The sequence below is a fragment of the Streptomyces hokutonensis genome (assembly GCF_042751305.1).
In the GTDB taxonomy this organism is placed as follows: Bacteria; Actinomycetota; Actinomycetes; order Streptomycetales; family Streptomycetaceae; genus Streptomyces; species Streptomyces hokutonensis_A.
The window spans coordinates 182,383-206,686 of record NZ_JBHYWD010000007.1; the positions used below are offsets into that span (position 1 = coordinate 182,383).

Genomic DNA, 24,304 nt, shown 5'->3' on the forward strand with positions numbered 1-24,304 from the left:
AGTGATCAGGTGAGCGCGGGCTCTGCCTGGCGTGCGTCGAGCTCGAGAAGCGAATCGTGAGTTGCGGCAGCCGTCAGCGCGTCGTTCTCTTCCTGGATCCGTACGAGCTCGGATTCCAGGTCCTGGACGCGCTGCTGGAGCCGTCGCATCTCGGCGAGGAGTCGCGGGTCGGAGCCGCCGACGTAACCGAGAAGCGCCTTTGCCATGATGGATGGTCCTCCACACTGAGTGACCGACCGAAGCGGTGTGGGTCGTGAGGGAATCGCACCCGCGATGCTTGACACACTCGAGGGTTGCTCTGCTGTTCTTCCATGCCAAACAGCTAAGGTGCGCGGGGTTTTCAGCGTCTCACCAAAATGTTTGACGGTCAACACGATCACGCCCCGTATTGGCGGGCAACCCGGGGCTGCGCGGCCCTGAACGGGCGGCGCTGCGGCTCCTGCGGGGCCTGACGGGACTGGCGATCATCCTTAGGTGCGGAGCCTGCCAGAGCGAGCCGTTCTTGGCAACCACCAGGCCATTTCTGCTGTGGGCAGGTGCCAGCGGCATGCCCCTCCGCTTCCGCCAGGGCCGCTTTACACCTTTTCGGAGAATGTGCTCAGCGGATCGCAAAGCCGTCGTAGCCACCCCGAGGTGTGTCCCAGATCTCGGTGACGCCATCCACGCGCCCGGGCGTGTCGTGACCCCGGAGCCAGTCGAGGAGTCCTTCGCAGCCCGCGCGCGATCCCTCCGCGACCACTTGCACGCGTCCGTCGCCCAAATTGAGAGCAAAACCACTCAGGCCCCCGATCTCCAGAGCCTTGGCACGGGTAAACCACCGAAAACCCACACCTTGCACACGCCCTCGCACCCAGGCGACCAACCGCACATCCTCGCTCATGGCTGCAACCTAACCGGCCAATGTCTCTCGGGACACTTGCTCCTCACCCGCCATGCGGTACCGTCCGCCCCAATGAATCTCATATGAAACTCACTCGATCGAGTGAGCTGGGTCACCGCACGGACGAGTTGACCGCAAGGACGAAAGGCAAGGACATGGGACGCCACCGACGCTCCGCCGCCGGCCGCGCCGCCACGAGCCGCGCCACGGGGGTCACAGAGACGCACGGCTCATACACGAGCGGCTACGACCCGCACGACTCGTACGACTGGAACGACCAGGCAGACGGTTCCGGCTGGAACGCAGCCGGCGGCTCGACGATCGGCATGGCGCCCTATCTGCACCCGGAGGGCCCGGCCGAGTTCCACCCGAACCACCAGGCTCACTCGAGTCACCAGCCTCAGGCGCACCACGAGGCACCTCCGAAGTCCGAAGCCCGGCTGCGGGCCGAGTCCCGCCTGAAGGCCGACACGCGGCTGAAGAGCGAGGCCTATCTCTTCGCCACCGAGGAGGACTACGCCGTGGTCTTCCCCGAGGCGGCCGGTGTCTCCTCCCGGGGCGACGGTTCACGCCCGGGCCGTGGACGCCGTCGTAAGCGCAAGACCGTGACGCCGGTCAAGACGGGCCTGCTCGGGGTCTCCGCCGCCGTCGCCATCGGCACGGTGGCCGTCGCGACGGGTGCGATGCCGGGGCTGGACAACTACAAGCTCGGCGGCGGCAACAACAGCGACAAGGTGCAGGCCGCGGGCTCGCCGTCCAACTCGGCGACCCAGCAGGGCGGCACCTCCGGCAGCGCGGAGTCCCGCGACTCCGGCTCCTCCACGAGCCGTGACGCGAACCGCCCGGCCTCCCCGTCGACGGCTCCGACCAAGTCCGCCACGGCGCCCGCCACCAAGGCCCCGGCGAAGAAGCCGGCGGCCACCCCGACCGAGGAGCCGACGACCTCGACCCCCTCGGCGAAGCCCACCCCGACGCCGACGCAGTCCGCCGACGCGCCGGTGACGGTCTCCGCGGAGGCCGCCGCCGAGGCCGAGGTGCTCAAGCTCGTCAACGAGCAGCGCGCGATCGCCGGCTGCACCCCGGTGGCCGCCAACAGCTCGCTGACCACGCTGGCCGAGAACTTCAGCACTCAGATGGCCGAGCAGGACTTCTTCGACCACACCGACCCCAGCGGGGCCACCCCGTGGGACCGGGCGGAGAAGCTCGGCATCACCAACCTCGGCGGCGAGAACATCGCCCGCGGCCAGGCCGACGCGGCCGCGGTCATGGACGCCTGGATGAACAGCCCCGGCCACAAGGCCAACATCCTGAACTGCGACTTCAAGACCCTGGGCGTCGGTGTGCACTTCGGCACCGGTGGCCCGTGGTGGACGCAGGACTTCGGGTACTAGTACGACGCCGACGGGCACCCACAGGGAGCGCTAACCGGCGGTTAGTGCTCCCTTCTGGTTAGCGCTGCGTTCGCGTACCCTTATGAAATGGACACCATCCAGGAGCGTACGGAGGAGCAGAACCTCCCGTACAGCGTGTTCGCCAAGGCCTGTCCCTCCCGGGCCACCCTGGAGCACGTCACGGGCCGCTGGGGCGGACTCACCCTGTGCGCGCTGCTGGAGGGCTCGCTGCGCTTCAACGAGCTGCGGCGGCGCGTCGACGGCGTGAGCGAGAAGATGCTCTCGCAGACCCTGCACGCGCTGGAGCGCGACGGCCTGGTGCACCGCGAGGCCCAGCCGACCAACCCGCCCCGCGTGGACTACGAACTGACCCCGCTCGGACACGGCGTCGCCGAACACCTCAAGGGACTCGTCGACTTCATGGAGAGCCGTATGGACGACGTCCTCGAAGCCCGCACGCGCTACGACGAGACACGCGGCGGACTCTGAGAGACGCTCCGAGAGGCTAACCGCGCGGCGGGCGCTGGCACTTGGGGCAGAAGTAGCTCGACCGGTTCATCCACGCCTCCCGCTTCATCGGCGTACCGCAGCGCCGGCACGGCAGGCCCTCGCGGCCGTACGCATCGAGCGAGCGGTCGAAGTAGCCCGACTCGCCGTTCACGTTGACGTACAGGCTGTCGAAGCTGGTGCCGCCCACATCGAGGGCCGCGGTCATCACATCCCGTGCGTGGCCCAGGAGTTCGGCGGTGCGCGGGCGGGTGAAGGTCGCGGTCGGGCGTTCGTAGTGGACGCGGGCCCGCCAAAGGGCCTCGTCCGCATAGATGTTGCCGACCCCGCTGATCAACGACTGGTCGAGCAGGGCCCGTTTGATGGTCGTGCGCTTGCGGCGCAGTGCCTGGTGGAACAACTCGTCGTCGAACAACGGGTCCAGGGGGTCGCGCGCGATGTGCGCGATGACGTCCGGCAGCCCGTCCGGGGTGGTGTCGTGCAACGACAGTCCGCCGAAGGTGCGTTGGTCGACGAAGCGGAGTTCGGTACCGAGGGTGTCGGCGAACCGGACCCGGATGCGCAGGTGCTTCTCGTCGGGGAACTCGTGCTGCTGGACGAGGAGTTGACCGCTCATCCCGAGGTGGGCCAGCACCGCCTGGTGGGTGTCCTCCAACGGCAGCCACAGGTACTTGCCGCGCCGGCTGGGCGTGCCGATGCGATGCCCCTTGAGCCGGTGCGCGAAGTCGTCGGCGCCGGCGACATGACGTCGTACCGCACGCGGATGCAGTACCTCGGTGTCGGTGACGGTGCGCTGGGCGACCCACCGCTCCAGACCCCGCCGGACGACCTCGACCTCGGGCAACTCGGGCATGGCATCCCCTGCTGGTCACGGGTGAACGATCCGAGCGCCCGCCCCACTCGGGGACGGGCGCTCGGGTCGCGCTGTTCGGTCAGGCGGAGGCCGACGACTGGTCGGCGCTCTCCTCGGCAGGCTGCTCAGCGGCCTCGGCGGCGGTTTCGGCGGCCTGTTGCTCGGCCGTCTCCTTCGCCTTCTTGGCACGCTCGTCTGCGTCGGCCCGGATGGACCGCCAGGCGGACTCGGCGGCCTGCTGCTCCGCCTCCTTCTTGCTGCGGCCGGTGCCGGTGCCGTACGAGACGCCTCCGACGCGGGCGGCAGCAGTGAAGGTCTTCTCGTGGTCGGGGCCGGTCTCCGTGACCAGGTACTCGGGGACACCGAGTCCTTCGGTCGCGGTGAGCTCCTGGAGACTGGTCTTCCAGTCCAGGCCGGCACCGAGGTTCGAGGACTTCTCGATCAGCGGGTCGAACAGGCGGTGCACCAGTTCGGAGGCCGCGTCGAGGCCCTGGTCGAGATAGACCGCGCCGATCACCGCTTCAAGGGTGTCGGCGAGGATGGACGCCTTGTCCCGGCCACCCGTGCCCTCTTCGCCCCGGCCGAGCCGGATGAAGGAGCCGAGTTCCAGACCGCGACCGACCTCCGCCAGCGCACGAGAGTTGACCACCGCGGCCCGCAGCTTGGCCAGTTGGCCTTCGGGCAGGTCGGGGTGGGTGGTGTACAGCGTGTCCGTGACGACGAGGCCGAGCACGGAGTCCCCGAGGAACTCCAGCCGCTCGTTCGTCGGCAGACCGCCGTTCTCGTACGCGTACGAACGGTGGGTCAGCGCACGCACCAGAAGGGCGGACTCGAGGTGATACCCGAGCCGCCCTTCCAACAGCGTGTGGGACGAGGCCGTGTCCGCCTGTTTCTTGGCGGTCGATTCCGCCTTGACGTCAGACATGGAGCCTCTCACCAGCCGCTCAGACCTCGAGGACCTGGCGCTTGTTGTACGTGCCGCAAGACGGGCACGCGATGTGCTGCTGCTTGGGCTCGTGGCAGCGCTCGCACGCAACCAGAGGGGTGACCGCAGCCTTCCACTGCGACCGGCGGTGGCGCGTGTTGCTGCGCGACATCTTCCGCTTCGGAACAGCCACGGCTACTTCTCCTGCTTCTCGTTGGCGCGCGCCGGTCGGGGCGCCTCGCCACTGATCTCGTCCTTCTCGCCGTCTTCGAGTGAACCGGCGAGTCCCTGCAGTGCCGCCCAACGGATGTCGACGGCGTCGTGGTGGTGGTCCGGGTCGTCCGCGAGCCGCACTCCGCACTCGGAGCACAGGCCCGGACAGTCGTCCTGGCACACCGGCTGCATCGGCAGTGCGAGCACCACCGCATCGCGCAGCACGGGTTCGAGGTCGAACAGGCCGTCCTCGATGAAGAGCCTGTCCTCGTCTTCCTCGGCGTCGTCGACCGGTTCCGCTTTCACACGGCCACGGTCGTCGGCGTCAGGGTACGAGAACATCTCCTGGAATTCCGCTTCGAGCGACAGCTCGAGCGGCTCCAGACACCTTACGCACTCCCCCTTGGCCTGTGCACGGGCGGTGCCTGTGACAAGCACCCCTTCCATGACCGACTCAAGGCGGAGGTCGAGCTTCACCGGGGCGCCTTCCGGCACTCCGATGACTCCCTGGATCCCGAGATCCTTGGGAGCGTCGATCGAACGGGTCAGGCGCTGCAGCGCACCAGGACGCCGCCCCAGCTCGTGAGTGTCGAACACGAGAGGGTTGCGGTGGTCGAGGCGGGCGTTCAGAGCCATTCCTGTCTTTCGGTCTGCTGAGCTCAAGGAACGCTGCCCTTCGGTGCTTCCGGGCAGCGTTGATCGCGGACGTACACGCGACCGAAGAGCCAGGATACTGGACCTTTCGCTCACGGCCCAATCCGGTGGTCCCTTACAGGCCTCGGCCCTGCTCGTACGCCCGCAGCTGCTCGGCGCTGATCATGCCGGTGTCGAAGAGGCTGGTCTCGTCGAGGGCGTAACCCTGCTGCTGCCCCTGCTGGGCCGGCTGCTGGGCCTGCTGCAGCTGGTTCGGGTCGTACACGGGCTGCTGGCCGGTGTCGTAGCCCTGGTAGGCGTAGGGGTCGGCCTGCTGGTAGCCGTACGGGTCCTGCTGCTGGGGCTGGGCGTACTGCTGCTGGTAGCCGTACTGGTCCTGCTGCTGGCCGGTCTGCTGGTAGTCGTAGGCCGCCTGCGGGGCGTAGTCCTGCTGCTCGGGCTGGACCGGGGTGTTCGAGACCGGGGTGTCCGTGACGGTCGCGAGGTCGGCGAGGTAGTCGGCGTCGCTGGTGTGCTGGACCTGGTTGCCGTCGTCGTCGAAGGCGAGGGCGCCGAGGTCGTCGCTGGCGATCCGGCCGTGCAGCTTCTGCCGGCCCTTGCCAACGGCCTCCAGGGTCTTGGCGAGGACCGCCTCGAAGGCGCCGAGCTTGACGTCCACGTACGCGTCGGCGTCGCGGCGCAGGGTCTCCGGGTCGTGGCTGCGCTCGGGGGCGTCCTCGTCCTCGTAGCCCTGGTCGTCGATGCCCGGGCCCGTGCCGAGCAGCTTCTCGCGGCCCCGCCCCACCGACCCGAGGGTCTTGGTGAGGACGACCTCGAAGTTGGCGAGCTTGGAGTCGACGTAGTCGTCGGCCTCCGCGCGGACCTCCTCGGCCTCCTGGCGGGCCTCGGCGAGGATGCGGTCCGCCTCGTTCTGCGAGCGGCGGGCGACCTCGGTGTCGGAGATCAGCGAGCCGCGCTCGGCGTGCGCGGTCTGGATGATCCGCTCGGCCTCCTGACGGGCCTGCTCGACCATCTCGTGCCGGCCGCCGATCAGCTCCTGCGCCTCGGCCAGCGAGTCGGGCAGTGCCGCGCGCACCTCTTCGAGCATCGCGAGGAGCTCGGCGCGGTTGACCACGCAGGAGGCCGACATGGGCATGGACCGGGCGCTGGAGACCGAGGCGACGATCTCGTCGAGCTTCTTCTGCACGTCCACCGTGTGCTCGCCACTCTCTACCGACGTGTTGGAGACGGACGGGTCGACTGTACGACCACTCCTGTCCCGCCCGACACCGGGTGACGCACAGTCAGTCCCTCAGGCCTTGCCGATCCGGCCCTTGAGCGCATCCAGAACCACCGGCGGCACCAGGTGGGAGATGTCGCCGCCCCAGGTCGCGACCTCCTTGACCAGCGAGGACGACAGGAAGCTGTAGGTGGGGCTGGTCGGGATGAACAGGGTTTCGACGCCCGAAAGGCCGTTGTTCATCTGGGCCATCTGCAACTCGTAGTCGAAGTCGCTGACCGCGCGCAGGCCCTTGACGATGGCGGGGATGTCGCGCTGCTTGCAGTAGTCGACGAGGAGGCCGTGGTAGGCCTCGACCTGCACATTGCCGAACTCGGCGGTGACCTCGCGGATCAGTTCGATCCGCTCGTCGACGGTGAACAGGCCCTTCTTCGACTGGTTGATCATCACGACGACGTGCACGACGTCGTACAGCCGGGAGGCACGGGCGATGATGTCGAGGTGTCCATTGGTGATGGGGTCGAAGGACCCCGGACAAACAGCGCGGCGCACTTGATTTCCCTCGCTCTCCGGTCCGGTCATCGTGCGTCTTCGCACGTAGAGGCGGCGCGACCGTACCAAAAGGTCCCCTCGCCGTAACGACGGGCCCGGATCCCCTCAAAACCGTCCGGCCACCCGAATTCACCGCCCCTGGTGCTGCGCTCCACGGTGACGAGCGCGTCCGGCGCGAGCCAGCCCCCCGACCGGAGTGTGAGGAGAATCTCCCGAAGATCGTGATCTGGGACAACATACGGCGGATCGAGAAAGACGATGTCGTACGGCTCGGTCGGCGCCGCTGTCTGGACGACCTGTTCGGCCTTGCCCGCCCTGACCTCGGCGCCGGGGAGGCCGACGTTCTTGACGTTCTCCCTGATGACCCGGGCGGCCTTGGCGTCGGCCTCTACGAGGAGGGTGTGGCCGGCTCCTCGGGACAAGGCCTCCAGTCCTACGGCTCCTGAGCCCGCGTAGAGGTCGAGGACCCGTTCGCCGTTCAGGGGGGCGCCCAGGAGGGACTGCCAGGTGGAGAAGAGGCCCTCGCGCGCGCGGTCGGAGGTGGGGCGGGTACCGGTGCCTGGCGGCACCGCGAGTCGACGTCCGCCGGCTTCGCCGGCGATCACGCGGGTCATGTGGGGTCCTTGCTTGTGGGCGTCTTCGGGTATCAGTGTGGCTGGTCGCGCAGTTCCTCGCGCCCCTGAAGAAGGTGGGCCGGCCTCTAGCCCTTTTCCAGGTACTGCTCCCTTTCCTCGTCCAGCAACGCATCCAGTGCCACACGCAGGCCCGGGAGGCGCTCCAAGTCGGGATCCGCCTCGACGACCGCCGTCGCCTCCTCCCTCGCCTCCGCGATGACCTCCTCGTCCTCGATGACGGACAGCACGCGCAGAGACGTACGGGCACCGGACTGCGCCTGCCCCAACACATCGCCCTCTCTGCGCTGTTCGAGGTCGATGCGGGAGAGTTCGAAGCCGTCGAGGGTGGACGCCACGGAGTTCAGGCGCTGGCGGGCCGGGCTGGCCTCGGGCATCTCGGAGACCAGGAGGCAGAGACCGGCCGCCGAACCACGCCCCACCCGGCCGCGCAGCTGGTGGAGTTGGGAGACGCCGAAGCGGTCCGCGTCCATGATCACCATCGCCGTGGCGTTGGGCACGTTGACGCCGACCTCGATGACCGTCGTGGCGACCAGGACGTCGGTGTCCCCGGCGGCGAAGCGGCGCATCACGGCGTCCTTGTCGTCGGGGTGCATACGGCCGTGCAGCACCTCGATCCTGAGGCCCTGGAGGGGGCCCTTCGCCAGCTGGGCGGCCACGTCGAGGACGGCGAGCGGCGGGCGCTTCTCGGCCTCGTCCTCGGGGGACTTCTTCTTGCCGGCCTTCTTGGGGTCGTCCTCCTCGTCGCCGATGCGGGGGCAGACGACGTACGCCTGATGGCCGTTGCCCACCTCCTCGCGGACCCGCTCCCAGGCGCGGGCCAGGAAGTGGGGTTTGTCGGCGGCGGGGACGACATGGCTGGCGATGGGTGAGCGGCCGGCCGGGAGCTGGTCGAGGACCGAGGTCTCCAGGTCGCCGAAGACCGTCATGGCGACCGTGCGCGGGATGGGGGTGGCGGTCATGACGAGGAGGTGCGGGGGCTGTTTGCCCTTGCCGCGCAGGGCGTCGCGCTGTTCGACGCCGAAGCGGTGCTGTTCGTCGACCACGACCAGGCCCAGGTCGTGGAACTGCACCTTGTCCTCGATCAACGCGTGCGTACCGATCACGATCCCGGCCTCACCGGTGACGAGATCGAGGAGGGCCTGGCGGCGGGCCGCCGTCCCCATGGAGCCGGTGAGCAACGTGACCTTCGTGGCCCGCTCGGCCCCACCCAGCATCCCGCCCTCGGCCAGCTCCCCCATCATCTCGGTGATGGAGCGGTGGTGCTGCTGCGCGAGCACTTCGGTGGGCGCGAGCATCGCGGCCTGGCCACCTGCGTCGACGACGGCGAGCATGGCTCGGAGGGCCACCATTGTCTTGCCCGATCCGACCTCCCCCTGCAGCAACCGATGCATCGGATGCTCGGTCGCCAGGTCGTCGAAGATCTCCTTCGACACCTTCAGCTGCCCGTCCGTGAGGGTGAACGGGAGGCGGTCGTCGAAGGCGGCGAGGAGGCCGTCGGGCGATGGTTTGCGGGCCACCGCCGGAAGTTGGGCGTCGGTGTGGCGGCGGCGGGCCAGGGCTACCTGGAGGACGAAGGCCTCGTCCCACTTGAGGCGGTCTCGGGCGGCGGCGATGTCCGCCTTGGTGTGGGGGCGGTGGATCTTGAGGAGGGCTTCGGGGAGGGAGACCAGGCCGCGGCCCTCGCGGAGGGAGTCCGGGAGGGGGTCGACGGCCTCCTGGGCGCTGGGCAGGACCGTCTGGAGGGCCTTGCCGATCTTCCAGGACTCCAGTTTGGCGGTGGCGGGGTAGATGGGGATCAGGGTGCCCGCCCATGTCTCCACGGTTTCCTCGGCGTCGCCCTTCAGCAACTCGTAAGCCGGATGAGCGAGTTGCAGTCGGCGGTTGAAGACGGAGACCTTGCCGGCGAACATCGCCCGGGTGCCCGGCAGGAGTTCCTTGTGGGGTTTGTGAACTCCCGAGCCGAAGAAGACGAGTTGGAGCCGGCCGCTGCCGTCCGTGATCGTGACTTCGAGTCGCTGGCCCTTGCCCCGGGGGGCCTTGCTGGACGCGAAGGTGTGCAGACGGGCGTCGGCGACCTGGGCGACCACGGTGACGTGCTCGTCCATCGGCAGCTCGGCGAGGTGCGTGAGCTGGCCGCGTTCCTCGTATCTGCGCGGGTAGTGGTGCAGGAGGTCGCCCACGGTGTGCAGGCCGAGATGCTCGGCCATCACCTTCGCGGTGGCGGGGCCGAGCACCTTTTTCAGTGGTTCTTCCAGTGCGGGCACGAGATCCATTGCACACCACGCCACTGACAATGCCGTATACGTCTTGCGAAACCCCTGGTCAGGTGGGTCGTTCGAGGCCTAGGATGGCGCGCTCCGGCCATCCCCGCGGTCACCGCCTCACAGGGACCGCCCGACCCTCGCGCCGTTCGCACCTTCCCCCACCTCGGCGCTGCGACGATGGACTCCCAGACCTCACAGTCATCACAGGCATCCCAGTCACCTCACACGTTCCAGGTCGACCTGCGCGGTCTGGTGGACCTGCTCTCCCATCACCTCTACTCGAGCCCCAAGGTCTATCTGCGCGAACTGCTGCAGAACGCCGTGGACGCGATCACCGCGCGCCGGGCCGAACAGCCCGACGCCCCCGCCCTGGTGCGGTTGTACGCCGAGGGCGGCACCCTGCGCGTCGAGGACTCCGGCGTCGGGCTCACCGAGGCGGACGTGCACAACCTCCTCGCGACGATCGGCCGTAGCTCCAAGCGCGCCGACGGACTCCAGGAGGCCCGCTCCGATTTCCTCGGGCAGTTCGGCATCGGGCTGCTCGCCTGTTTCGTGGTCGCCGAGCGGATCCGGGTCGTCAGCCGCAGCGCCCGTACGCCCGACGCGCCGCCCGTGGAGTGGACGGCGACGGACGACGGGTCGTACACCGTGCGGACCCTGCCCGCCGCCGAGCATCCCGAACCGGGCACCACCGTGCACCTGGTGGCGCGCGCCGGGGCCGGTGAGTGGCTCACCAAGGAGCGGGTCCTCGCGCTGGCCCGGGACTTCGGGGCGCTGCTGCCGTACGACGTGCGGGTGGACGGTGAGGCGGTCACCGATCTGCCGGCGCCCTGGGACCGGCCGTACCCGAGTCCCGGTGCCCGCAGGGTGGCGCTGGCGCGGCACTGTCACGAGCTGTTCGGGTTCACGCCGTTGGACTCGATCGAGCTGTCCGTACCGCTCGCCGGCATCCGGGGGGTGGCCTACGTCCTTCCGAGCGCCGTCAGTCCCGCGCAGCGTGCCACGCACCGGGTGCATCTCAAGGGCATGCTGCTGACCGAGCGGGCCGAACAGCTGCTTCCGGACTGGGCGTTCTTCGTGCGCTGTGTGCTGGACACGGACAGTCTGCGGCCCACGGCCTCGCGCGAGTCGCTGTACGAGGACGAGACGCTGGCGGCCGTACGGGAGGCGCTGGGTGAAAGGATTCGCTCCTGGCTGACCGGGCTCGCGGCGGGCGATCCGGAGCGGCTGGCCACGTTCCTGTCGGTGCATCACCTGGGGGTGAAGTCCCTGGCGCGGCACGACCCGGAGATGCTGCGCACGATGCTGCCGTGGCTCCCCTTCGAGACGACCGACGGACGCGTGTCCCTGGAGGAGTTCGCACAGCGCCACGCGGTGGTGCACTTCACGCGGACGGTCGAGGAGTACCGGCAGGTCGCCCCGATCGCGTCCGCGCAGGGCATCGGGGTGATCAACGGCGGTTACACCTACGACGGCGAGCTGGTCGAGGCGTTGCCGTCGGTGCGCCCGGGGACGGTGGTCGCCGAGCTGGACTCGGACACCGTGACCGCGCACCTGGACTCGGTCGACCCGGCCGAGGAGCTGGCGCTGGCGGACTTCCTGGCCGCCGCGCGGGCCAAGCTGGATCCCCTGGGCTGCGATGTGGTCCTGCGGGCGTTCCATCCGCTGTCGGTGCCCGCGCTGCACCTGGACGACCGCTCGGCCCGGCACGAGCAGGCCCGCGCGGAGGCCGAGGAGCAGGCCGACGACCTGTGGGCGGGCATTCTCGGCTCGCTGCGCGGCAGCACTCCCCGCGCGCGACTGGTGCTGAACCATCTCAACCCGCTGATCCGGCGGATCAGTTCGCTCAAGGACAGAGACCTGATCGGGACGGCCACGGAGTCGCTCTACGGGCAGGCACTCCTGATGGCGCAGCGACCACTGCGCCCCGCCGACTCGGCACTGCTGAACCGGGCGTTCATCGGCCTCCTGGAGTGGGCCACACACGGGGAGGGCGACCACTGATGACAGGGATCACGGACTTCGACGCGCTGCGCCGGGCGATGGCCGAGAACTCCGAGGAGCCGGAGGGACCGGCCCGCAACGCGCGCGCGGAGCAACTGCTCGCCGAGGCGGAGAAGCTGGACATCCCGCTCGCGGTGATCGAGGCGCTCGGGCACCAGCTGAAGGTCTACAACTACAGCTCCGAGAAGGACAAGATGTTCGTCCCCTTCGCGCGCCTGCTGCGCATGTGGGACGAACGGCCCGAGGACTTCGACGAGTACGAGATCCACTCGCTGCACTGGGTCTTCAAGTGGATGTCGTCCGGAATGCTCGGCCAGCCGCACATCCCGCTCGCGTCGATCGAGAAGTGGCTCGCCGAGATGGAGCACCGCTACCGGCTGGCCGGGCACTCCGAACGGGCCGTCCGCAGTGCGGAGTTCAGTGTCGCCTCGCACGTCGGGGACCTGGCGCGGGCCGAGCGGGCGTATGCGGCGTGGCTGGCCGCCGACCGGGACACCATGGCGGACTGCCACGCGTGCGAGCTGCACAGCCAGGGCGAGTGGCAGGTCGAGCGGGGGCGGGACGCCGAGGCCCTCGACCTGTGGGGTCCGGTCCTGGAGGGCGAGTTCACCTGCGCCCACGAACCGCACACCGTCCTCGCGTCCTCCCTGGCCCCCCTGCTGCGCCTGGGGCGGGCCGACGAGGCGCGCGCGCATCACCTGCGGGGTTTCCGGCTCGTACGGCCCATGGAGAGCATGCGGGGCGCGTACGCGGACCATGTGGAGTTCTGCGCGCTGAGCGGCAACGAGGCGCGCGGTCTGGAGCTGCTGGCGGAGCGGCCGGCGTATTTCACGGACTCCGGGAACCCGCGCAGCGGGCTGGAGTTCCTGTCCGTGGTGACGCTGCTGATGGACCGGCTGACGGAGCTGGGGCTCGGCGACCAGCGGGTGCCGGGACCGGCCGGCCGTCCCTGGACGGCGCGTGAACTCGCCGCCCACGCGCGCGTGGAGACCCTCGCGCTGGCCGCCCGCTTCGACGAGCGCAACGGCACGACCCATGTCGGCGACGGGGCACGCGCGCGCATGGATCAGCGTCCCCTGGTGGAACGGCTGCCCCTGGGAGTGCGTTCGGCGGGCCGGTCTGCCTCCGCACCGGTGACCGTCCCCGCCCCCGAACCGGCCGCGGAGAAGGACCTCGCCGCGCTGCTCGCGGAGGCGCGGCGGCTGTCGGACACGCTGCAACCGCACGCCGTGGAGGCCTGGTTGGCCGTCGCGCGGGCCGCCGAGGGCGCCGAGCTGGCCGCCCTGGACCGCGCCGAGATCGCCGACCACCAGGCGATGGACCGGGGCCCCGAGGGCATCGCCCTCTTCGAGCGCGCCGCCGAGCTGTATGTCGAGGCGGGCGACCCCGGGGAGGCGTGGGCGGCACGCGCGCGTGGGGCGTACGTACGGGCGCTCACGGGCGAGGTCGACGAGGCCCTCGCGGCGATCGCCGAGCCGTACGACGGGGTGCTCGCCCTGTACGCCGAGGGCGCCACGGGTGTGCGGCAGACGGCGGGTGTGCTGATGAGCCGGGCGCGCGTCCTGATGCGGGGCGTGCACGAGGACCCCTCGGGCGACTCCCCCGACGGCGAGGTCCTGGCCGCCGCCGAGGCCGCCGTCCGGGAGGTGCTCGCCCTGGTCGACGGGCAGCCCCTCCCGGGTGACGAGGCCGATGTCCGGCTGGCCGCGCGGGGTGCCGAGGGACAGGCGATGCTGGCCGAACTCGCAGTACGGACCGGGGACTTGGAGACGGGCGTCCGGCTGTTCGCGAAGGCCTCGGCGGCTTTCGTGGAGGCGGGGCTGCCGTGGTTCGCGGTGGAGTACGAGGCCCGGTCGGCCGGGCTCGCCCATCACCTCGGGGACATCGCGGAGGCGGAGCGGGCGCTGCGGGCCGCCCTGGAGCACGGCGGGCCGTACCTGGAGGCGCCCGGGCGGGCGCAGCTGCACCTCCAGCTCGCCGAGGTGCTCGGCGGCCGGGGCCGGGCCCAGGAGGCCGCGGAGCACGCCCTGGAGGCCGCGCACTGGTCCGACGAGGCGGGCGAGGGCCGGACGCTGGGCGCCTGGGCCCGGCACCAGCTGGGCGGCTTCCTGCTGCGCCAGGGCCGGTGGGCCGAGGCCGCGGAGGTGCTGGAGTCGGCGCTGCCCGACCTGAGCGCCGAGACGCACGGCGACGGCGCGATCGTCCAGACGAAGTGGTGGCTCGGCGACTGTCTGAGCGAGCTGGGCGAGCACCGCGCGGCGGCCGAACGGCGGTTGCAGGCGGCGGAGATCGCCCGGCACTGGCCCGAGCAGCACGACCACGCGACGCTCGCCCATCTCGCCGCCGAGTCCCTGGGGCACGCGGGGCTGCACACCGAGGCGGACCAGGCGTACACGCGCGCGGGCGACCTGTGGCGGTCCCTGGGGAATGTGCACGGGCTGGTGCGTTCGCTGCGCGCCCGGGCCTGGCTGGCGTTGCCCGCCGACCAAGGGCTCGACAGCGCGCGGGAGTTGATGTCGGCCGCGATCGAGGAGTGCGAGGCCGCGCTCCTGGTGACGGACGACGAGGAGGCTCGGCAGCGGCTCACCGGTGAACTCGGCCACACGCACCGCCAGTTCGGCGAGCTGCTGGCCCGTTCGGTCGCCGAGGAGGCCGAGGACACCGCGATCCAGGGCGCGTTCGAGGACGCTCTGACGCAGACCGCGGAGGCCGTCGCCGTCTTCGCCGCCCTCGGGGACGGCGCCGTGCACACCCGCACGGCCGCCGAACTCGCCGCGGGCTGGCTGGAGGCGGACCTCAGCCGTCCCGGCGACGCGGCGGCACGCGCGCGTGGCGTGCTGAAGGCCTACGAGGATGCCGACGACCGCGACGAGACGGTACAGGCGCGTCGCGCCGAGGCCGAGCAGCTGCTCCAGCTCATGGAGGAGCAGAACGAGGACAAGTAGTCCCTACTCGACGCCGATGAGCAGCAGGGCGCCCTGCCGGCCGCCCCGGTACACCACTGTGTCGACGGCGAGATACGACTCGCGGACGTGGACCTCCAGGACGTCGGCGACGCTCTCGGGGGCCTCGTCGCCCAGGACGAGGGTGACGAGTTCGCCGCCGGCCGCGAGCATGCGGTCCAGGACGGCGCGGGCGGTGGCCGTGACGTCGGCGCCGATCACCGCCACGTCGCCGTCGACGAGGCCCAGGACGTCCCCGGCCTGGCAGATGCCGGCCATGGTCCAGGACTGGCGTTCGGCGACGGCTACCTCGGCGTAGCGGGTCGCGCCGGCCGCCGAGGTCATGGAGACGACGTCCTCGTCGAAGCGGCGCCCGGGCTCGTGCACGGCGAGCGCGGCGATCCCCTGGACCGCGGAGCGCGTCGGGATCAGCGCGACCCGGATGCCCTCGGCGCGGGCCTGCTCGGCCGCTGCCGCCGCCGTGTGCCGCAGGTCGGCGTCGTTGGGCAGCAGCACGACCTCACGCGCGTGGGCTCGCCGCAGAGCCGCGACCAGCTCCCCGCTGGCGGGCGGCTCCCCGGGGCGCGCGAGCACGGTGGTCGCGCCGGCCTCGCCGTAGAGCCCCGCCAGGCCCTCCCCCGGGACGACCGCGACGACGGCCCGCTGGGCGCGCTCCCTGGGCGGCCGTTCGGCACCGGTGGTGTGCACGTCGCCGAGCCCGAAGTGGGTGATCCGGATGCGGTACGGCCGCCCGGCCTCGACGCCCGCCTCCACGGCGGCGCCGGCGTCGTCGACGTGCACATGGACGTTCCACAGGCCGTCGCCGCCGACCACGACGAGCGAGTCGCCGAGGGCGTCGAGCCGGTCCCGCAGCCGGGTCACGGCCGTGTCCTCGGCCTCCAGGAGGTAGATCACCTCGTAGGCGGGACCGCCCTCCTGGGGTGCCGTCGGGTCGTCCTCACAGAGGAGGACGTCGTCGACCCCGGGAGCACCGGAAGCCGAAACGGCCTCCACGCGCGCGTGCCCCCCGAAGACCGGCGCCTCCCGTGTGAACGTCTCCACCAGCGCGGCCAGCACCGCCACCAGTCCCCGTCCGCCCGCGTCGACCACTCCCGCGCGCTCCAGGACCGCCAGCTGCCCCGGGGTCGCGGCCAGCGCCGCGCACGCTCCGTCGTAGGCGGCCCGTGCCACGGTCCCGCAGTCGCCCTCGGTGTCGCCGGCCGCGTCGGCAGCCGCCGAGGCGACCGAGAGGACCGTGCCCTCGACCGGGTGGGCCACGGCCTGCCGGGCGGAGTCGGCCGCGTGCCGCAGCGCGAGCCGCAGCCCCTCCCCGTCGGTGTGAGCCGTCTCACCGTCGGCGGCGAGTACCTGTGCCATGCCCCGCAGCAGCTGCGCGAGGATCGTCCCGGAGTTGCCGCGCGCCCCTATGAGCGCCCCGTGGGCCATCGCGTGGGCGGCGTCGGCCAGCGGCGGTTTCTGCTCGGTCAGGGTGCCGTGGCCGTCGAACACCGCCTCGACCGCGGCGACGGCGGACTCCATGGTCAGGTACAGGTTGGTGCCGGTGTCCCCGTCGGCCACGGGATACACGTTGATCGCGTCGATCTCCTCGCGCGCACGCCCCAGCGCCCGCAGCGCGAGACCGCACCAGGTACGCACCGCGAGAGCATCGAAGAATGTCTGCGGCACCTGCGGCACCTGCGCCTCCTTGAGCTGCTGGACTGGCACGCAGCGTAGACCCCGGAGGGGGCCGGGCCCGAGGAGGGCCGGAGCAGGCCCTCGACCAGGCATGGTAGTTTCGTTGAACCGGCGCAGTCGTTGTATGCTGCTCCGGTTGCCCGATCCCGATCGGGCCATCCCCCCTGGCAGCGCCACATCAGATCCTAGATCCTGATCCCGGCATGCCGGGATCATCCGTAAGTGCATCTGTGCATCTGAAGTCTTTGGAGTGACCCGTGGCTGCCAACTGCGACGTCTGCGGCAAGGGGCCGGGCTTCGGCAACAACATCTCGCACTCGCACCGCCGTACGCCGCGTCGCTGGAACCCGAACATCCAGCGCGTTCGTACCGTGGTCGGCGGGACGCCGAAGCGCGTGAACGCTTGCACCTCGTGCATCAAGGCCGGCAAGGTCTCGCGCTGACGCACTGCTGAGCGCGCGGCCACTGCTGGTTCGCTGCATCGAGCCGGTCCACCTCGTGTGGGCCGGCTTTTTGCCGTGCCCGCTCAGAGGCCCTCGCGCCGCAGCGCCCATCCATGATCCACCGGCCCGATCCCGCCCCCCAGCGCGAACCCGGCCGCGATCGCCCCGGTGACGTACTCCTTCGCCGCCGCCACCGCCTCCGGCACCGGCCGTCCCATCGCGAGGTGCGCGGCGATCGCCGAGGCGAGCGTGCAGCCCGTGCCGTGGGTGTGCCGGTTGTCGAACCGGGGCGCGCGCAGCCAGTGCTCCTCGGTGCCGTCGGAGAGCAGGTCCACGGCGTCGCCGGCCAGATGCCCGCCCTTGACGAGCACCCACCGTGGTCCGTACGCCAGCACGGCTGACGCGGCCTCCCGCAACTGCTCCTCCGTCTCGACCCGCACACCGGTGAGCTGTGCCACCTCGTCCAGGTTCGGCGTCGCCACGGTCGCCACCGGAAGCAGCTTCGTGCGTACGGCGTCCAGCGCGGAGTCCGCCAGCAGCGAGTCCCCGTGCTTCGAGATGCCGACCGGGTCGACGACTGCCGGGGCGTCCGTCCCCGCGAGCAACTCCGCGACGGTCTCGACGAGTTCGGCCGACGCGAGCATGCCGGTCTTCACGGCCTGTACGCCGATGTCGTCTACGACGCTGCGGTACTGGGCGCGCACCGCCTCGGCCGGAAGTTCCCAAGCGCCTTGCACACCAAGGGAGTTCTGCGCGGTGACGGCGGTGACGACGCTCATGCCGTGCACGCCGAGCACGAGCATCGTCTTCAAGTCGGCCTGGATTCCGGCCCCTCCACCGGAGTCGGAGCCTGCCACCGTGAGGACGTTGGGCTTCACGACTCGATGTCCCCGAAGTGGTCCCAGCCGCCCTTGCTGGTCCACGGCGCCCCGTCGACCGTCACCTGGGGCAGCGCCGACGGGTTCAGGACCTCGCCGATCACCTTCCAGCGGGCCGGCAGCTTCACGTCCGGGGCGAAGGTCGCCACGATCGCGTGGTCCTCTCCCCCGGTGAGCACCCACTGGATGGGGTCGACGCCGACGGCCTGCCCGATGTCGTGCATCTGCGTCGGGATGTCGATCGCGCCCGAGCGGATGTCGATCCGGACCTTGCTCGACTCGGCGATGTGCCCGAGGTCGGCGATGAGCCCGTCGCTGACGTCGCACATCGAGGTCGCGCCGAGCCCGGCCGCCGCCGGACCCGCGTGGTACGGCGGCTCGGGGCGCCGGTGCGCCTCCACGAACGCGCGCGGCGAGCGGAAGCCCCGGGACAGCACCGCGTACCCGGCCGCGGACCAGCCCAGCCAGCCGGTCACGGCGACCACGTCACCGGGCTGGGCGCCGGCCCGGGTGACCGGCTCCCGGCCGCGCAGATCGCCGAGCGCGGTGATAGACACCATGATCGTGTCGCCTCGTACGACATCGCCGCCGACCACCGAGGCGCCCGCGACCTGGCACTCGTCGCGCAGGCCGTCCATCAGCTCCATGGGCCAGGTGACCGGGAGTTCGGCCGGCACGACCAGTCCGAGGAGCAGCGCGGTCGGTACGGCGCCCATCGCGGCGATGTCCGCGAGGTTCTGCGCGGCGGCCTTGCGTCCGACGTCGTAGGCGGTGGACCAGTCGCGGCGGAAGTGCCGCCCCTCCAGCAGGATGTCGGTGCTCGCCACGACCCTGCGGTCGGGCGCGGCGACGACCGCGGCGTCGTCGCCGGGGCCGACCCGGACCGAGGGAGTGGTGGTGAGCCGGGAAGTGAGCTCCCTGATGAGCCCGAACTCCCCCAACTCACCGACGGTGCCCTTCATCGTTCGTCCTCTTCTCGTGACGGCAGCGCCCGGTCGCGAGCCGTCGGTGTGCTCGGTACGGTCGAGGTGACCGTCAACTTCAGTCGTGCCCGTGCCCCGGCACCGCCGCGGGTCTCCCCGTGGTGAGCGGCGACGCGATACCGTGGCGTTCCTTTTCCCCACATGATCCTCGTGGCCGCCCTGGAGGTTCCGTGGTACAGGCGTACATCCTGATCCAGACGGAGGTCGGCAAAGCGTCGACCGTCGCCGACACGATCAGCAAGATTCCCGGAGTGATCCAGGCCGAGGACGTGACGGGACCGTACGACGTGATCGTGCGCGCCCAGGCCGACACGGTCGACGATCTCGGCCGCATGGTGGTCGCCAAGGTCCAGCAAGTGGACGGCATCACCCGCACCCTGACCTGCCCGGTGGTGCATCTGTAGCCCCCGTCTACCCTTGGCCGGTGAACTCTCTCCGTCACCGGCACCGTTCTGTCATCGGGCTGTCCGTGCTCGCCCCGCTGATCACCCTCGCGGGCTGCTCCTCAGCAGACGACAGCGCGTCGGCGGCGGTTCCCTCACCGGGCGCGAAGGTCACCGGGCTGTGCCGGAATCTGGACAAGGTGCTGCCGTCGAAGGTCGACGGCCAGGGCCGCCGGGATCCCGAGCCCGCGTCCGCGCTGACCGCGGGCTGGGGGAACCCGGCGATCATACTGCGCTGCGGTGTCGTGAGACCCGCGAAGATGAACGACCCGGAGGCCGACGGCGTCGAGGTGAACGGCGTCGGCTGGCTGCTGCAGAAGCAGGACGACGGGTCCTTCCGGTTCACCACGACGCTGCGCAAGGCGTACGTCGAGGTGACCATCCCGAAGGACCGCACCGGAGACGGTCTGGCGCCCCTGGTCGACCTGGCGAAGTCCGTGCGGAAGGCGATCCCCGCAGGGATCGCCGACTAGATCGACCGGACCGGCCCGTTCAGCGCAGTCCGGTGGACCGGCGCAGCGCCGCCTGCACCAGACGGTCCACCAGCTCCCCGTAGGGGACGCCGCTGGCCTCCCACATCTTGGGATACATGGAGATCGGCGTGAAACCGGGCATCGTGTTGATCTCGTTGATGACGAACTGGCCGTCCTCGGTGAGGAAGAAGTCCGCCCGCACCAGCCCCTCGCAGGAGGCCGCGTCGAAGGCGTCCACCGCGAGCCTCTGCACCTCGGCGGTCTCCTCCGGCGTCAGCGGGGCGGGCACGATGCCGGGGGTCGAGTCGATGTACTTCGCCTCGAAGTCGTAGTACGCGTGCTCCTGGGGCGGCGGGATCTCGGCCGGCACGCTGGCCCGCGGCCCGTCCTCGAACTCCAGCACCCCGCACTCGATCTCGCGCCCGCGCAGAGCGGCCTCCACGAGGATCTTCGGGTCGTGCCGCTGCGCCTCCTCGATCGCCTCGTCGAGTCCGGCCAGGTCGTCGACCTTGGTGATGCCGATCGACGAACCCGCGCGCGCGGGCTTCACGAACAGCGGCCAGCCGTGCTCACCGGCGAAGTCGACGATCTTCTTGCGGGCGGCGGACTCGTCCCGCTGCCACTCGCGCGGCCGGATCACCACGTAGGGGCCGACCCTGAGACCGAAGGAGGTGAACACCCGCTTCATGTACTCCTTGTCCTGGCCGACGGCCGAGGCGAGCACACCCGCGCCCACGTACGGCACACCGGACAGCTCCAGGAGTCCCTGGAGGGTGCCGTCCTCGCCGTAGGGGCCGTGCAGGACGGGGAAGACGACGTCGACCTCGCCGAGGGCCTTGGGCACGGATCCCGGTTCGCTGATGACGACTTCGCGGTTCCCGGGGTCGAGCGGGAGCACCACTCCGCCCTCGCTCGACTCGGCGAGCTCCTCGACGTCCGGGGTACGCCGGTCGGTGATCGCCATGCGCTCCGGCGCGTCGGCGGTGAGGGCCCAGCGGCCTTCGCGGGTGATGCCGATCGGCAGGACGTCGTACTTGGTCCGGTCGATGGCCGCGAGGACGGCGCCGGCGGTGACCACGGAGATCCCGTGTTCGGAGCTGCGACCGCCGAACACGACGGCCACACGCGGCTTGCGAGGCGGCTGCTCAGGGCTCTGGGAGAGGTTCTCGGTGCTCATATCGCGATGAGCGTACCCGGTGGTACTGCTGTGATACAGCGTCGGTTGACGACGGGCGGTTCGCGCAGCGCCCTGAAGGGGCGCGGGGCTGTATCGATATGCGGCTACCGCCGCGTGAGCGCGACAAGCCACGAGGGACCCGCAGCCACCCGACGGCACAAGGCGCCCCCACTCCACGGCCCCACCCAGCGGAGCGCTCAGCGTCGCTCGGGCTTCGCGCTCCGCGACATCAGCTCCTTCACGGCGACCACCGGCGACTTGCCCTCGTGCACGATCTCGAACACCGTCTCCGTGATCGGCATGTCGACGCCGTGCCTGCGGGCCAAGTCCAGTACGGATTCGCAGGACTTGACGCCCTCGGCCGTCTGCTTGGTGACCGCGATGGTCTCCTGGAGGGTCATGCCCTTGCCGAGGTTGGTGCCGAAGGTGTGGTTGCGGGACAGCGGCGAGGAGCAGGTCGCCACCAGGTCGCCGAGGCCCGCGAGTCCGGAGAAGGTCAGCGGGTCGGCGCCCATCGCGATGCCGAGCCGGGTCGTCTCGACGAGACCGCGCGTGATGAGCGAGCCCTTGGCGTTGTCCCCGAGTCCCATGCCGTCCGCGATGCCGACGGCGAGCCCGATCACGTTCTTCACCGCGCCGCCGAGCTCGCAGCCCACGACGTCGGTGATGGTGTACGGCCTGAAGTACGGGGTGTGGCAGGCGGCTTGGAGCCGGCGGGCCACGGCCTCGTCGGTGCAGGCGACCACCGCGGCGGCCGGCATCCGGGAGGCGATCTCCCGCGCGAGGTTGGGTCCGGAGACCACGGCGATACGGTCCCGGCTCACCTTGGCGACGTCCTCGATGACCTCGCTCATCCGCATGACGGAGCCGAGTTCGACGCCCTTCATGAGTGAGACGAGGACCGTGTCGGGCGCCAACAGGGGTGCCCAGTCGGCCAAGTTGGCGCGCAGCGTCTGCGAAGGGACCGACAGGACGGTGAAGTCGGCGTCGGCGGCGGCCTCGGCGGGGTCGGTGGTGGCCCGCAGGTTCTCCGGGAGTTCGACACCGGGGAAGTAGTCGGGGTTCGTACGGCCGGAGTTGATGGCGTCCACGACTTCCGCGCGGCGCCCCCACAGGGTGACCTCGCAGCCCGCGTCGGCGAGCACCATGCCGAAAGCCGTGCCCCATGAACCGGCGCTGAAAACAGCCGCCTTGACCGGCTCGCTCACGTGCCCTGCCCCTCTTCCTGCTCGACCATCGGCTCGGTCGCCGACTCGGCCCTGGACTCCAACTGCTCGGTCTCCGCGGCCGTCCGGCGCCGCTGCTCGATCCGCTCGCGGCGCGGGTCGTAGGGCGTCTCGGGTGCCTTCGCGCCGCGGATCTGCTCCAACAGGCGGGTGATGTCGGCCATGATGACCTCGGTCGCCTCCTTGAGGAGGTCCGGGCTCATGTCCTTGCCGTAGAAGCGCGTGAGGTCCACCGGCGGGCCCGCGAGCACATGGCTGGTCTTGCGCGGGAAGACGTGCAGCTTCTTGGCGTACGGCGGCAGCAACTCGTTGGCGCCCCACTGCGCGACGGGAATCACCGGGCACTTGGTCTGCAGGGCCACGCGCGCGGCACCGGTCTTGCCGGTCATGGGCCACTGGTCGGGGTCGCGGGTGATGGTGCCCTCGGGATAGAACGCGACGCATTCACCGCGCTCCACGGCGTCGATCGCGGCGCGGAAGGCGCTCAGCGCGTCGGTGGTCTCGCGATAGACGGGGATCTGTCCGGTGCCGCGCATCGCGGCGCCGACGAATCCCTTCTTGAAAAGGCCGCTCTTCGCGAGGAATCGCGGAACGCGCCCGGTGTTGTACTGAAAGTGAGCGTACGCAAGGGGGTCTACGTGCGAATTGTGGTTCACCGCGGTGATAAATCCGCCCTCGGCCGGAATGTGCTCCATTCCACGCCAGTCCCGCTTGATCAGAACCACCAGCGGCGGTTTGCAGAGGACCGCTGCGAAGCGGTACCAGAACCCGATTCTGCGGCGGGGCACGCGAACACCTTCCTCTAGGACCTGGGGGGCCGCACAAGTGTCGCCCCAGGCCGTCGGTCTGTCGAGAACACCGTACGCCCCGCCACCGACAACGCCAGGGGCGCCGGGTGACAATGACCGTGACAAGAGAGGGACGGAACCCGCGTGCAGTGGACCTTGGTCATACCCCTGAAGTCTCTGGCGCGAGCCAAGACCAGGCTCTCGGACACGGCCGGCGACGGGCTGCGTCCGGGGCTCGCCCTCGCCTTCGCGCAGGACACCGTGGCGGCCGTGCTGGCCTGCCCGGCGGTCCGCGATGTGGCGGTCGTCACGGGCGACGCCCTGGCCGGCCGCGAACTCGCCGCGCTGGGCGCCCGTATCGTCGCGGACGAGCCGGGAGACGGTCTGAACGCCGCGCTGCGGCACGCGGTGACGGTCGTGCGGGTTTCCCGCCCCGAAAGCGCGGTGGCGGCCCTGAACGCCGATCTGCCGGCTCTGCGCCCCATGGAATTGGCCCGGGTCCTGGACGCGGCGGCGGAATTCCCGCGCGCTTTTCTCCCGGACGCCGCCGCAATCGGCACGACCTTGCTCACCGCGCGAGAGGGCCGCGAATTGCGCCCGGCATTCGGCACCGATTCCCGCGCCCGCCACCGCGCTTCCGGCGCGGCCGAACTCGCCCTGGACGCGGTGGATTCCGTACGGCAGGACGTGGACACCGGCGAGGACCTGCGCGCGGCGCTGGCCCTGGGCGTGGGGCCGCGCACGGCGGCGGCGGCCGCGGGGCTGCTGATTCCGGGAAGGCCGGGGGCCGTGGGCGGGCAGTAGGCTGCGGCCATGCAGGCGACCGCTTACACCTACGACGCCGGGACCCGCACCGGCAGTGTGCTGCTCGACGACGGCACCCCGGTGCCCTTCGACACCGCCGCGTTCGACGCGGGCGGGCTGCGGCTGCTGCGGCCGGGACAGCGGGTGCGGATCGAGACGGAGGGGCCGAAGGACGGCCTCAGGGTCACATTGGTGACGCTGCAAACCTTCTGAACGGCCGTGTACGGGCCGTGAACACGCCGCGGGGGGGGGGGGCCCCCGGGGGGGGGCCCCCCCCGCGGGGGGGGCGAGGGTACCCATCAGAAAGGGGGGGGGGGGGGGGGTGTGGGGGGGGTGTGGGGCGGGCGGGCATAAT

Annotated in this window: 25 protein-coding genes; 9 read left to right on the top strand and 16 right to left on the bottom strand. The window is 70.7% G+C overall.

Going from position 1 to position 24,304, the window contains the following annotated elements:
• Positions 1-5 precede the first annotated feature (5 nt).
• Both ACFXC1_RS20505 and ACFXC1_RS20510 read right to left on the bottom strand, forming a co-directional pair.
• Positions 6-206 (bottom strand): hypothetical protein, encoded by a 201-nt coding sequence (locus ACFXC1_RS20505; RefSeq protein WP_019068749.1) that lies wholly within the window; start codon positions 204-206, stop codon positions 6-8.
• Positions 207-598: 392 nt separating this feature from the next.
• Positions 599-880, bottom strand: a complete 282-nt coding sequence (locus ACFXC1_RS20510) for an acylphosphatase (RefSeq protein ID WP_381244567.1) — start codon at positions 878-880, stop codon at positions 599-601.
• Positions 881-1,035: 155 nt separating this feature from the next.
• On the opposite strand from ACFXC1_RS20510, the gene ACFXC1_RS20515 reads away from it, so the two are divergent.
• Positions 1,036-2,271, top strand: coding sequence for a CAP domain-containing protein (locus tag ACFXC1_RS20515; protein WP_381244569.1), 1,236 nt, complete (start codon positions 1,036-1,038; stop codon positions 2,269-2,271).
• An 87-nt stretch (positions 2,272-2,358) separates the two neighbouring features.
• Positions 2,359-2,760, top strand: coding sequence for a winged helix-turn-helix transcriptional regulator (locus ACFXC1_RS20520; protein WP_381244571.1), 402 nt, complete (start codon positions 2,359-2,361; stop codon positions 2,758-2,760).
• Between the two features lie 16 nt (positions 2,761-2,776).
• Here the strand turns inward: ACFXC1_RS20520 and mutM are convergent, their stop codons facing one another.
• The 8 genes from mutM to recG form a co-directional block, all read right to left on the bottom strand.
• Positions 2,777-3,631: a bifunctional DNA-formamidopyrimidine glycosylase/DNA-(apurinic or apyrimidinic site) lyase gene (gene mutM, locus ACFXC1_RS20525; RefSeq protein WP_381244573.1), complete on the bottom strand. Its 855-nt coding sequence runs from the start codon at positions 3,629-3,631 to the stop codon at positions 2,777-2,779.
• A 79-nt stretch (positions 3,632-3,710) separates the two neighbouring features.
• Positions 3,711-4,556, bottom strand: a complete 846-nt coding sequence (gene rnc / locus ACFXC1_RS20530; RefSeq protein ID WP_381244575.1) for a ribonuclease III — start codon at positions 4,554-4,556, stop codon at positions 3,711-3,713.
• Positions 4,557-4,575: 19 nt separating this feature from the next.
• Positions 4,576-4,749 (bottom strand): 50S ribosomal protein L32, encoded by a 174-nt coding sequence (gene rpmF / locus ACFXC1_RS20535; protein WP_015657589.1) that lies wholly within the window; start codon positions 4,747-4,749, stop codon positions 4,576-4,578.
• A 2-nt stretch (positions 4,750-4,751) separates the two neighbouring features.
• The gene (locus tag ACFXC1_RS20540) at positions 4,752-5,405 is read right to left on the bottom strand and encodes a YceD family protein (RefSeq protein ID WP_381244577.1); all 654 of its coding nucleotides are present in this window, start codon (positions 5,403-5,405) and stop codon (positions 4,752-4,754) included.
• 133 nt (positions 5,406-5,538) lie between these two features.
• Positions 5,539-6,615, bottom strand: a complete 1,077-nt coding sequence (locus ACFXC1_RS20545; protein ID WP_381244579.1) for an ATP synthase F0 subunit B — start codon at positions 6,613-6,615, stop codon at positions 5,539-5,541.
• A 99-nt stretch (positions 6,616-6,714) separates the two neighbouring features.
• Positions 6,715-7,194: a pantetheine-phosphate adenylyltransferase gene (gene coaD, locus ACFXC1_RS20550; RefSeq protein ID WP_019068740.1), complete on the bottom strand. Its 480-nt coding sequence runs from the start codon at positions 7,192-7,194 to the stop codon at positions 6,715-6,717.
• 26 nt (positions 7,195-7,220) lie between these two features.
• Complete coding sequence (rsmD, locus tag ACFXC1_RS20555) at positions 7,221-7,808, bottom strand: 16S rRNA (guanine(966)-N(2))-methyltransferase RsmD (RefSeq protein ID WP_381244581.1); 588 nt, start codon at positions 7,806-7,808, stop codon at positions 7,221-7,223.
• 86 nt (positions 7,809-7,894) lie between these two features.
• Positions 7,895-10,102, bottom strand: a complete 2,208-nt coding sequence (recG, locus tag ACFXC1_RS20560; protein WP_381244583.1) for an ATP-dependent DNA helicase RecG — start codon at positions 10,100-10,102, stop codon at positions 7,895-7,897.
• 168 nt (positions 10,103-10,270) lie between these two features.
• Here recG and ACFXC1_RS20565 point away from each other — a divergent pair, with 168 nt between their 5' ends.
• Positions 10,271-12,097, top strand: coding sequence for an HSP90 family protein (locus tag ACFXC1_RS20565; RefSeq protein WP_381244585.1), 1,827 nt, complete (start codon positions 10,271-10,273; stop codon positions 12,095-12,097).
• The gene (locus tag ACFXC1_RS20570; protein WP_381244587.1) at positions 12,097-15,042 is read left to right on the top strand and encodes a tetratricopeptide repeat protein; all 2,946 of its coding nucleotides are present in this window, start codon (positions 12,097-12,099) and stop codon (positions 15,040-15,042) included. The genes ACFXC1_RS20565 and ACFXC1_RS20570 overlap by 1 nt, the downstream gene beginning before the upstream one ends.
• A gap of 3 nt (positions 15,043-15,045) precedes the next feature.
• Here the strand turns inward: ACFXC1_RS20570 and ACFXC1_RS20575 are convergent, their stop codons facing one another.
• The gene (locus tag ACFXC1_RS20575) at positions 15,046-16,734 is read right to left on the bottom strand and encodes a DAK2 domain-containing protein (protein ID WP_381244952.1); all 1,689 of its coding nucleotides are present in this window, start codon (positions 16,732-16,734) and stop codon (positions 15,046-15,048) included.
• Between the two features lie 257 nt (positions 16,735-16,991).
• Between ACFXC1_RS20575 and rpmB the strand changes: the two genes are divergently transcribed.
• Positions 16,992-17,177, top strand: coding sequence for a 50S ribosomal protein L28 (gene rpmB, locus ACFXC1_RS20580; protein ID WP_004924906.1), 186 nt, complete (start codon positions 16,992-16,994; stop codon positions 17,175-17,177).
• 83 nt (positions 17,178-17,260) lie between these two features.
• Here the strand turns inward: rpmB and thiD are convergent, their stop codons facing one another.
• Both thiD and ACFXC1_RS20590 read right to left on the bottom strand, forming a co-directional pair.
• On the bottom strand, positions 17,261-18,055 hold the full coding sequence (gene thiD, locus ACFXC1_RS20585) for a bifunctional hydroxymethylpyrimidine kinase/phosphomethylpyrimidine kinase (RefSeq protein ID WP_381244589.1): 795 nt from the start codon (positions 18,053-18,055) through the stop codon (positions 17,261-17,263).
• The gene (locus tag ACFXC1_RS20590; protein ID WP_019068733.1) at positions 18,052-19,017 is read right to left on the bottom strand and encodes a thiamine-phosphate kinase; all 966 of its coding nucleotides are present in this window, start codon (positions 19,015-19,017) and stop codon (positions 18,052-18,054) included. Before ACFXC1_RS20590 ends, thiD begins: the two co-directional genes overlap by 4 nt.
• Before the next feature lie 191 nt (positions 19,018-19,208).
• On the opposite strand from ACFXC1_RS20590, the gene ACFXC1_RS20595 reads away from it, so the two are divergent.
• Together ACFXC1_RS20595 and ACFXC1_RS20600 are read left to right on the top strand one after the other, a co-directional pair.
• Positions 19,209-19,442 (top strand): Lrp/AsnC family transcriptional regulator, encoded by a 234-nt coding sequence (locus ACFXC1_RS20595; RefSeq protein ID WP_019068732.1) that lies wholly within the window; start codon positions 19,209-19,211, stop codon positions 19,440-19,442.
• Positions 19,443-19,462: 20 nt separating this feature from the next.
• Positions 19,463-19,954 (top strand): DUF3515 domain-containing protein, encoded by a 492-nt coding sequence (locus ACFXC1_RS20600; RefSeq protein ID WP_381244591.1) that lies wholly within the window; start codon positions 19,463-19,465, stop codon positions 19,952-19,954.
• Between the two features lie 19 nt (positions 19,955-19,973).
• On the opposite strand, the gene ACFXC1_RS20605 is transcribed toward ACFXC1_RS20600, so the two are convergent.
• From ACFXC1_RS20605 to ACFXC1_RS20615, 3 genes are all read right to left on the bottom strand, one after another.
• Entirely contained in the window at positions 19,974-21,131 is a 1,158-nt protein-coding gene (locus tag ACFXC1_RS20605) for a D-alanine--D-alanine ligase family protein (protein WP_381244593.1), read from the bottom strand.
• 197 nt (positions 21,132-21,328) lie between these two features.
• Positions 21,329-22,339, bottom strand: coding sequence for an NAD(P)H-dependent glycerol-3-phosphate dehydrogenase (locus tag ACFXC1_RS20610; RefSeq protein WP_381244595.1), 1,011 nt, complete (start codon positions 22,337-22,339; stop codon positions 21,329-21,331).
• Positions 22,336-23,145, bottom strand: coding sequence for a lysophospholipid acyltransferase family protein (locus ACFXC1_RS20615; protein WP_381244597.1), 810 nt, complete (start codon positions 23,143-23,145; stop codon positions 22,336-22,338). Before ACFXC1_RS20615 ends, ACFXC1_RS20610 begins: the two co-directional genes overlap by 4 nt.
• Positions 23,146-23,289: 144 nt before the next feature.
• Between ACFXC1_RS20615 and cofC the strand changes: the two genes are divergently transcribed.
• Positions 23,290-23,949, top strand: a complete 660-nt coding sequence (gene cofC, locus ACFXC1_RS20620) for a 2-phospho-L-lactate guanylyltransferase (protein ID WP_381244599.1) — start codon at positions 23,290-23,292, stop codon at positions 23,947-23,949.
• A 9-nt stretch (positions 23,950-23,958) separates the two neighbouring features.
• Positions 23,959-24,162 carry a hypothetical protein gene (locus tag ACFXC1_RS20625; RefSeq protein WP_381244601.1) on the top strand — a complete coding sequence of 68 codons (204 nt, stop codon included), beginning with the start codon at positions 23,959-23,961 and terminating at the stop codon, positions 24,160-24,162.
• Positions 24,163-24,304: the final 142 nt, after the last annotated feature.

Coding starts and splice junctions, on each gene's coding strand:
- ACFXC1_RS20520 (WP_381244571.1), top strand. CDS start 2,359: ATGGACACCATCCAGGAGCGTACGGAGGAGCAGAACCTCCCGTACAGC.
- ACFXC1_RS20505 (WP_019068749.1), bottom strand. CDS start 206: ATGGCAAAGGCGCTTCTCGGTTACGTCGGCGGCTCCGACCCGCGACTC.
- ACFXC1_RS20510 (WP_381244567.1), bottom strand. CDS start 880: ATGAGCGAGGATGTGCGGTTGGTCGCCTGGGTGCGAGGGCGTGTGCAA.
- mutM (WP_381244573.1), bottom strand. CDS start 3,631: ATGCCCGAGTTGCCCGAGGTCGAGGTCGTCCGGCGGGGTCTGGAGCGG.
- ACFXC1_RS20605 (WP_381244593.1), bottom strand. CDS start 21,131: ATGAGCACCGAGAACCTCTCCCAGAGCCCTGAGCAGCCGCCTCGCAAG.
- rnc (WP_381244575.1), bottom strand. CDS start 4,556: ATGTCTGACGTCAAGGCGGAATCGACCGCCAAGAAACAGGCGGACACG.
- ACFXC1_RS20625 (WP_381244601.1), top strand. CDS start 23,959: ATGCAGGCGACCGCTTACACCTACGACGCCGGGACCCGCACCGGCAGT.
- ACFXC1_RS20540 (WP_381244577.1), bottom strand. CDS start 5,405: ATGGCTCTGAACGCCCGCCTCGACCACCGCAACCCTCTCGTGTTCGAC.
- recG (WP_381244583.1), bottom strand. CDS start 10,102: ATGGATCTCGTGCCCGCACTGGAAGAACCACTGAAAAAGGTGCTCGGC.
- ACFXC1_RS20565 (WP_381244585.1), top strand. CDS start 10,271: ATGGACTCCCAGACCTCACAGTCATCACAGGCATCCCAGTCACCTCAC.
- ACFXC1_RS20590 (WP_019068733.1), bottom strand. CDS start 19,017: ATGAAGGGCACCGTCGGTGAGTTGGGGGAGTTCGGGCTCATCAGGGAG.
- rsmD (WP_381244581.1), bottom strand. CDS start 7,808: ATGACCCGCGTGATCGCCGGCGAAGCCGGCGGACGTCGACTCGCGGTG.
- ACFXC1_RS20515 (WP_381244569.1), top strand. CDS start 1,036: ATGGGACGCCACCGACGCTCCGCCGCCGGCCGCGCCGCCACGAGCCGC.
- ACFXC1_RS20570 (WP_381244587.1), top strand. CDS start 12,097: ATGACAGGGATCACGGACTTCGACGCGCTGCGCCGGGCGATGGCCGAG.